Origin of the sequence: Micromonospora sp. NPDC048842 (assembly GCF_040649935.1) — a bacterium.
Taxonomy (GTDB): domain Bacteria; phylum Actinomycetota; class Actinomycetes; order Mycobacteriales; family Micromonosporaceae; genus Micromonospora; species Micromonospora hortensis.
Window position 1 is genome coordinate 191,466 of record NZ_JBEZGK010000006.1, and the last position, 8,019, is coordinate 199,484.

Annotated in this window: 5 protein-coding genes; 4 read left to right on the forward strand and 1 reads right to left on the reverse strand. The window is 70.3% G+C overall.

The features are described from left to right. Positions 1 to 68 precede the first annotated feature (68 nt). The 3 genes from AB0C19_RS11200 to AB0C19_RS11210 all read left to right on the forward strand — a co-directional run bounded on the left by AB0C19_RS11200 (position 69) and on the right by AB0C19_RS11210 (position 5,283). A complete protein-coding gene (locus tag AB0C19_RS11200; protein ID WP_357182848.1) occupies positions 69 to 1,277 on the forward strand; it encodes a DUF349 domain-containing protein in 1,209 nt (402 codons plus the stop codon). Positions 1,278 to 2,093: 816 nt separating this feature from the next. After that, entirely contained in the window at positions 2,094 to 3,674 is a 1,581-nt protein-coding gene (locus AB0C19_RS11205; RefSeq protein WP_357182850.1) for a cellulase family glycosylhydrolase, read from the forward strand. A gap of 259 nt (positions 3,675 to 3,933) precedes the next feature. After that, on the forward strand, positions 3,934 to 5,283 hold the full coding sequence (locus tag AB0C19_RS11210; RefSeq protein ID WP_357182853.1) for a cellulose binding domain-containing protein: 1,350 nt from the start codon (positions 3,934 to 3,936) through the stop codon (positions 5,281 to 5,283). 48 nt (positions 5,284 to 5,331) lie between these two features. On the opposite strand, the gene miaB is transcribed toward AB0C19_RS11210, so the two are convergent. Continuing rightward, positions 5,332 to 6,825, reverse strand: coding sequence for a tRNA (N6-isopentenyl adenosine(37)-C2)-methylthiotransferase MiaB (miaB, locus tag AB0C19_RS11215; RefSeq protein ID WP_357182856.1), 1,494 nt, complete (start codon positions 6,823 to 6,825; stop codon positions 5,332 to 5,334). 237 nt (positions 6,826 to 7,062) lie between these two features. On the opposite strand from miaB, the gene AB0C19_RS11220 reads away from it, so the two are divergent. Then, the gene (locus AB0C19_RS11220) at positions 7,063 to 7,971 is read left to right on the forward strand and encodes an alpha/beta hydrolase (protein WP_357182859.1); all 909 of its coding nucleotides are present in this window, start codon (positions 7,063 to 7,065) and stop codon (positions 7,969 to 7,971) included. The last annotated feature ends 48 nt before the right edge of the window (positions 7,972 to 8,019 follow it).

Consider the following 8,019-nt stretch of genomic DNA (forward strand, 5'->3'; position numbering starts at 1 on the left):
CAACTTGGCTGCGCCGTGGCGGCGACGGGGGATCGATCCCTCGACGCCGGGAGAACGAGGATGGGTACATGAGCGACTGGACTGCCTTCGGACGGGTGGACGCGGACGGCACCGTGTACGTCAAGACCACCGAGGGAGAGCGGGTGGTCGGATCCTGGCAGGCGGGAGCACCGGAGGAGGGCCTGGCACACTTCGCCCGTCGCTTCGCCGACCTGGTGACCGAGGTGGACCTGACCGAGGCGCGACTCAAGTCGGGTGCGGCGGACGCCGGGCACTCGTTGAGCACGATCCGGCGGATCCGTGCCACGCTCCCCGAGGCCAACGTGGTCGGCGACATCGACGCGCTGGCCACCCGCCTGGACAAGCTGGCGACCCTCGCCGAGGAGAAGGCCGGCGAAGCGCGCGCCGCCCGGGACGCCGCTCGCGGCGAGGCCCTGGCCCGCAAGACCGCGCTCGTCGAGGAGGCCGAGAAGCTGGCCGCCGAATCCACCGGGTGGAAGACCGCCGGGGACCGGCTCAAGGAGATCCTCGACGAGTGGAAGACCATCCGCGGGGTCGACAAGAAGGCCGACGGTGAGCTGTGGAAGCGGTTCGCCGCAGCCCGGGACGGCTTCACCCGCCGCCGCGGCGCCCACTTCGCCTCCCTGGACTCGCAGCGCAAGCAGGCCCAGACCGCCAAGGAAGAGTTGGTAGCCGAAGCGGAGAAGCTCTCGGAATCCACCGATTGGGCCGCCACCGCCAACCAGCTCAAGGACCTGATGACCCAGTGGAAGGCCGCTCCGCGCGCCTCCAAGGAGGCCGAGCAGAAGCTCTGGGAACGGTTCCGGGGTGCGCAGGACGCCTTCTTCAGCCGGCGCAGCGAGGTCTTCTCCGCACGGGACAACGAGCAGCGCGGCAACCTGGAGCGCAAGCAGGCCCTGCTCGTCGAGGCCGAGGCGTTGGACATCGACGCCGACCCGAAGGGCGCCCAGGCCAAGCTGCGGGAGATCCAGGCCCAGTGGCACGAGGCCGGCCGGGTGCCCCGCGAGGCGGCCGCCGGGCTGGAGCGTCGACTGCGCGTCATCGACGACAAGGTCCGTGACGTGATGGACTCGGCGTGGCGCCGCACCACCAAGGAGGACAACCCGCTGCTCGCCCAGATGCGGGCGCAGGTCGCGGAGGCCGAGGACCGGCTGGCCCGGGCGCAGAGCGCCGGGGACGCACGCCGGATCAAGGAGGCTGAGCAGGCCCTCGCCTCCAAGCGGCAGTTCCTCCAACTCGCCGAGCAGGCCGGCTGAGCTGACGACGTCCGGAGCCCCCGGTCCCCAGCGGGACCGGGGGCTTCCGCGTGTCCGCCCTCAGACGTCCGCATCCCCGAGCGCCCGCACCCGCCCCGAACCCCCGAGCGCTGTAGCCCCGACCCCCCGATCCCCCGGGTCCGCGCCCCCACGGCCCCGAGCCCCGCGCCCGCGCCCAGTTCAAGATCGGCGCAACTTCCCGGATGTTGCTGCCTCGGACAGGCGGGAGACAACAACATCCCTGATGTTGCGCGGATCTTGACGACCAGCAGCGTCCTGAGAGACCCGGAGCGGGTTGCGGCATCCACGGCCGCCGAGGTCATGCTCGATCCAGGATGTAGTGGCCACGTACCGGCCGGGAGACCACTCCATCCATGTTCTAGCGCGATCATGCAGGGGGGCACGCGATGCAAGGCGGGCAGCGCGAGCGGAGAAACGGGCACGGTGCGAACGGGCGTGGGCGCGGGGCGGGCGCGAGTGTGGGCGGGGATCGCGGGCGCGGCGCGAGACCGAGCGGAGACCGCAAGCCCGGCGCGAGCGCGGGCGGCGGGGCGGGGCGGTGCGGGCGGCCAGGTTGACGCATTGACGTGGGCTGATCAGAATGAGCGACGGAGCCAGGTAGGGCCACCGGCGCGAGGGCGACGAAGGCGGAACATCCGCCGTCGAGGGTCGCCGGTGAGCTTCCGCGAGTGACCACGTCCGCGTGACATGGGCCGTCGCGTGCTGTCCGCGTACTCCTTTGGGGCCGTGCCATGCGGACGGCCGCCCGCCGGCGTCGTTCCTGGACGGCGCCGGACCTCCGAAGTGGAGCTCGAATTGTTCCGTCCTAAAGCTCTCGGCGGTGCGCTCACCGCGCTCGTCACCGTCGCGGCTGGCGTGTTCCTCGCCGCCGCCGTCAGCACCAGCCCGGCCGTCGCCGCGGGTACCGGTACGGGTTATCTGCACACCAGTGGCAACCAGATCGTGGACAGCACCGGTGCGACGGTCCGGTTGACCGGCATCAACTGGTTCGGCATGGAGACCGACAACAAGACCTTTCACGGGCTGTGGTCGAACAACCCGTGGCGGGGACAGCTCGACACGATGGCCCGGCTGGGTTACAACACGTTGCGGGTGCCGTACTCGAACGACGCGCTGAAGCCGGGTGCGACGGCCAGTGGGATCAACGACTTCGTCAACCCGGACCTGATCGGGCTGTCGCCGTTGCAGATCCTGGACAAGGTGATCGACTACGCCGGCAGCAAGGGCATGCGGATCATCTTGGACCGGCACCGGCCGACGGCGGCCGGGCAGTCGCCGCTCTGGTACACGTCGACGGTTTCCGAGGCGACCTGGATCAACGACTGGAAGATGCTCGCCCAACGGTACGCGGGCAACCCGACGGTGATCGGCGCCGACCTGCACAACGAGCCGCACGCGGAGGGCACCAACCCGGCAGCCACCGGCGCGTGCTGGGGCTGTGGCGACACCACCCGGGACTGGCGGCTCGCCGCCGAGCGGGCCGGGAACGCCATCCTCGGTGTCCAGCCCAACTGGTTGATCTTCGTGGAGGGGGTGAGCTGCCCGAGCGGTGGCCTCTCCAACGTCTGGGACGGCGACACCAGCAACGACGAGGACTGCGGTTGGTGGGGCGGCAACCTGTCGAAGGCGGGTCAGTTCCCGGTCCGGCTGAGCGTGCCGAACCGGTTGGTCTACTCGCCGCACGAGTACGCCACCTCGGTGTACCGGCAGACCTGGTTCGACGCCCCGGACTACCCGGCGAACATGCCGGCCATCTGGGACAAGTACTTCGGTTACCTCTACAAGCAGAACATCGCCCCGATCATGATGGGCGAGTTCGGCAGCACCCTGGTCGACCCGAAGGACAAGGTGTGGCTGGAGAAGCTGATGGCGTACACCGGGACCGGGGTGACCGGGATGTCCTTCACCTACTGGTCGTGGAACCCCAACTCGGGTGACACCGGCGGGATCGCGCTCGACGACTGGACGAACGTCAACACCGCCAAGCAGGCGATCCTCCAGCCGTACCTGATCGCGCCGTCCGGTGGCGGCACCGGCGGGCCGACGGACCCGCCGACGGACCCGCCGACCGGCGCCTGCACGGCCACCTACCGGCAGGTAAACGCCTGGCAGGGCGGCTTCCAGGGCGAGTTGACAGTGAAGAACACCGGCTCGGGCGCTGTGAACCCGTGGTCGGTCGCCTGGAGTTGGCCGTCCGGGGTGACGTTGGGCAGTGGCTGGAACGCCACAGTCACGCAGTCCGGTACGACTGTCACCGCGGCGGCTCCGAGCCACGCTCCGTCCCTGCCGGCGGGCGGGTCGGTGACGGTGGGCTTCACCGCCAACGGCACGGCCAGCGCGCCGGGCACCGTGAAACTCAGCGGCACCGCCTGCTGATCCACCGGGACGGCCGGTGCGCCGCTGCCGGGACGGCCGGTGCGTAGCGCATCGGCCGTCCCGGCCATTTACATTCAGGTTCTTCTATGTTCTTATCGGGAAAGCGCTTGCCTCTTCGTTGGTGGGCGCGAGCGCGGGAGCCGCTTTCCTTCACGAACCTGCACTGGCGGGCCCGAGGACCACTGGTCCCGGCCGAGACTCGCCGCCCACGGGCATGGGCGTCGCGACACCTCCGTCCGCCTTCTCGAAAGGAAGCAGCATGCGCACAGGACGGCGTCGAATGACGCTGATCGCCACCACTGCCGCAGCCACCGCCACCCTGGTCACCGCCGGGCTGTTGACCTCCGTGTCCGCCCAGGCTGCTGCCGGCTGCCAGGTGGCCTACTCGGTCGCCAGCCAGTGGCCGGGCGGATTCACCGGCAACGTCACAGTCACCAACCTCGGCGACCCGGTCTCCGGGTGGACGCTGCGCTGGTCGTACGGGGCCGGTCAGCAGGTCAGCCAGGCGTGGGGCGCCACCGCCTCGCAGAGCGGCAGCCAGGTCTCCGCGACAAACGTCGACTACAACGGCAGCCTGGCGACAAACGCCAGCGCCACGTTCGGCTTCAACGCGAGTTGGAACAGCTCCAGCAACCCGGCTCCGAGCGGCTTCACCCTGAACAACGTCGCCTGCACCGGCAGCACCACACCGACCACCCCGCCGCCGACCGACCCGCCACCGTCGAGCACTCCCCCGCCCAGCACCCAGCCGCCGTCGACACTCGTCGGCTGGGCCACCCAGAACGGCGGCACCACCGGTGGCGGCAACGCCGCCACCACCACCGTCACCACCGCCTCGGCGTTGACCAGCGCGCTGAACGCGACAGGCGCCGCAGTGATCCGGGTGTCCGGAACGATCACGTGCTCGGGCATGCTGCGGGTCCGGTCCAACAAGACCATCCTCGGCAACTACGGCGCGACCATCGCCGGTTGCGGGTTCAACGTCAGCGGTGACCGCAACGTGATCATCCGTAACCTGACCTTCCGCAGCTGGAACGACGACGCGATCAACGTGCAGGAGTCGGCCACCAACATCTGGATCGACCACAACAGCTTCAGCAACGGGTACGACGGCGCTGTCGACATCAAGCGCGGCTCGGACTTCGTCACCGTCTCGTGGAACCGGGTCTTCAGCCACGACAAGACAATGTTGCTCGGCCACAGCGACGACAACGCCAGCCAGGACGTCGGTCACCTGCGGGTGAGTTACCACCACAACTGGTTCGACGGCAGCAACCAGCGCAACCCTCGGGTGCGCTTCGGCAACCCGGTGCACGTGTACAACAACTACTACCGGGCCAACGGCGGCTACGGCGTGGCGTCCACCGAGAACGCCGGCGTGCTCGTCGAGGGCAACTACTTCGAGAACGTCGACGACCCGTACCACCGCGGTGAGGGGGACTCGGGGCCCGGCAGCCTGGTCGCCCGCAACAACCACTTCGTCAACTCGCCCACCGGCCAGGCCGGCGGCAGCGTGGCCAGCATCCCGTACTCCTACCAACTGGACACCGCCAGCAACGTCAAGTCCATCGTGACGGCGGGCGCCGGCGCCGGCCGGATCACCGTCTGACTCGACCTTCCGCGGAAGGGCCCCTCGTCCAGGGGCCCTTCCGTGCGGTCAGTGAGTGGCGCAGCCAGCGGCGGGGGCAGCCACGACCGGCGGTGCGCCGATCGTCGGCAGCCCGAGCAACACCCCAGGGGTACGCGGGGAGCGACCCGCCTCGGCCGCGTCACCGGCCCGGGTGCGACGGTGCGCCACCGGCGGTCCGTCGGCGTTCAGGTGGTGCGGCGCGGCGTACGTGACAGTGGTGTGCACGATGTCCCCCGGCCGGATCTGACCAGCGAGGGACTCCCCGTCGGCGGTCTCGGTCGCGAAGTGCACCAGTCGACCGTCGCGGGCCCGACCGGACATCCGGCCGGTCCGCTCGTCCTTGCGGCCCTCGCCGACAGCGACGAGCACCTCGACGGTCTCACCGACGAGGCGCTTGTTCTCCGCCCAGGTGATCTCCTCGACGCATTCGATCAACCGCTCGTAGCGCTCCTGCACGACCTGCTTGGGCAGTTGATCGTCCATTGTCGCGGCGGGGGTGCCGGGCCGCTTCGAGTACTGGAAGGTGAAGGCCGAGGAGAACCGGGCCTCCCGGACCACGTCCAGGGTGCGCTGGAAGTCGGCCTCGGTCTCACCGGGGAAGCCGACGATGATGTCGGTGGTGATCGCCGCGTCCGGCATCGCCGCGCGGACCTTCTCGATGATCCCCAGGTAACGCTCGGAACGGTAGGACCGGCGCATAGCCCGGAGCACGTCGTCGGAGCCGGACTGCAACGGCATGTGCAGCGAGTGGCAGACGTTCGGCGTCTCGGCCATCGCGGCGATCACGTCGTCGGTGAAGTCCTTCGGGTGCGGGCTGGTGAAGCGCACGCGCTCCAACCCGTCGATGTCGCCGCAGGCACGCAGCAGCTTGCCGAACGCGAACCGGTCGCCGAACTCCACACCGTACGAGTTGACGTTCTGCCCGAGCAGGGTCACCTCCAACACGCCCTCGTCGACCAGGGCGCGCACCTCGGAGAGGATGTCGCCGGGGCGCCGGTCCTTCTCCTTGCCGCGCAGCGCCGGCACGATGCAGAACGTGCAGGTGTTGTTGCACCCCACCGAGATCGACACCCAGCCGGCATACGTGGACTCGCGGCGGGTGGGCAGCGTGGACGGGAAGACGTCGAGGGACTCCAGGATCTCCACCTCGGCGGCGGCGTTGTGCCGGGCCCGCTCCAGCAGCACCGGCAGCGCACCGATGTTGTGGGTGCCGAAGACCACGTCCACCCAGGGGGCCTTACGGACGATGTCGCCCCGATCCTTCTGGGCGAGGCAGCCGCCGACAGCGATCTGCATCCCGGGGTGCTTGTCCTTCACCGGGCGCAGACGACCGAGGTTGCCGTAGAGCCGGTTGTCAGCATTTTCCCGCACCGCGCAGGTGTTGAAGACCACGATGTCCGGGGTGTCGTCGCCAGCGGGTGCACGCTCGTATCCCGCCTGCTCGAGCAGGCCGGAGATGCGTTCGGAGTCGTGCACGTTCATCTGGCAGCCGTACGTGACGACGTTGTAGGTCCTAGCCACCCTGTTGGTGCCCCTTCCCCTCGGGCTACCAGGGTAGCGGCCCGGCCCGGGGGGACCTCCGACCGGCATTGTCCCGTCCTGCGGCGTTGACCCGGCGACCCGTGGTGAGGGTCTACGGCGGGCAGTACGCTGCGGCACAGAACGTGTTCTGGGCGATTCGGGGTCTTCGTACTCAGGGCCGCCACTGCGCGGCTCCGCTCAGCCGGGCAGCGCAGAACGACCCGCGGGAGGCCACACGTGACGCGAGGAGATGCGACACAACGCCTCGTCACGACGCCGGACGGGCGGCGCCTCGCCGTGGAGACCTCCGGCGCAGCGGACGGTCCCCCGGTCTTCCTGCTGCACGGCACCCCCGGCAGCCGCAGCGGCCCTCGCCCCCGGGGCATCGTCGTCTACCGCCTCGGCGTGCATCTCGTCTGCTACGACCGACCCGGGTACGGCGACTCCGACCGGCACGAGGGTCGGCGGGTGGCCGACGCCGCCGCCGACGTGGCGGCGATCGCCGACGACCTCGGCATCGAGCGGTTCGCGGTGGTGGGCCGAGCCGGTGGCGGGCCGCACGCCCTGGCCTGCGCCGCGCTGCTGCCGGACCGGGTCACCCGGGCCGCCGTGCTGGTGGGGCTCGCCCCGGCCGGCGCGCCCGACCTGGACTGGTACGCGGGCATGGCGGAATCGAACGTGGAGGACTTCGGGCAGGCCGACGAGGACCTCGCCGAGCTCACGCTCAACCTGAAGGTTCGCGCGGACGAGGCCCGCCGGGACCCGATGACGCTGCTGGACTTTCTCCGCCCCCAGTTGCCCGACGAGGACATCCGGGTCGTCGACGACGTCGCGATCCGCCGACTGCTGACCGACATGTACTCCGAGGCGCTGCGACACGGTCCCGAGGGTTGGATCGACGACGTGCTGGCGATCCGGCGCGGCTGGGGGTTCGACCTGGGCGCCATCCGCGCGGAGGTCCGGCTCTGGCACGGCGAGCAGGACCGCTTCTCCCCGGTGGAGCACTCGCACTGGCTCGCCTCGCGGATTCCGCGCGCCGAGGTGCAGGTGCAGCCCGGCGCCGCGCACTTCGGGGCGGTGGAGATCCTGCCGCAGACCCTGACCTGGCTGGCCACGCCGGACCTCGCGACCAGCCCGCAGCTCTGAACGCCCGACCCGGCCGGACCGGCGGGTCGGCGGACGGCCGGTCACCCG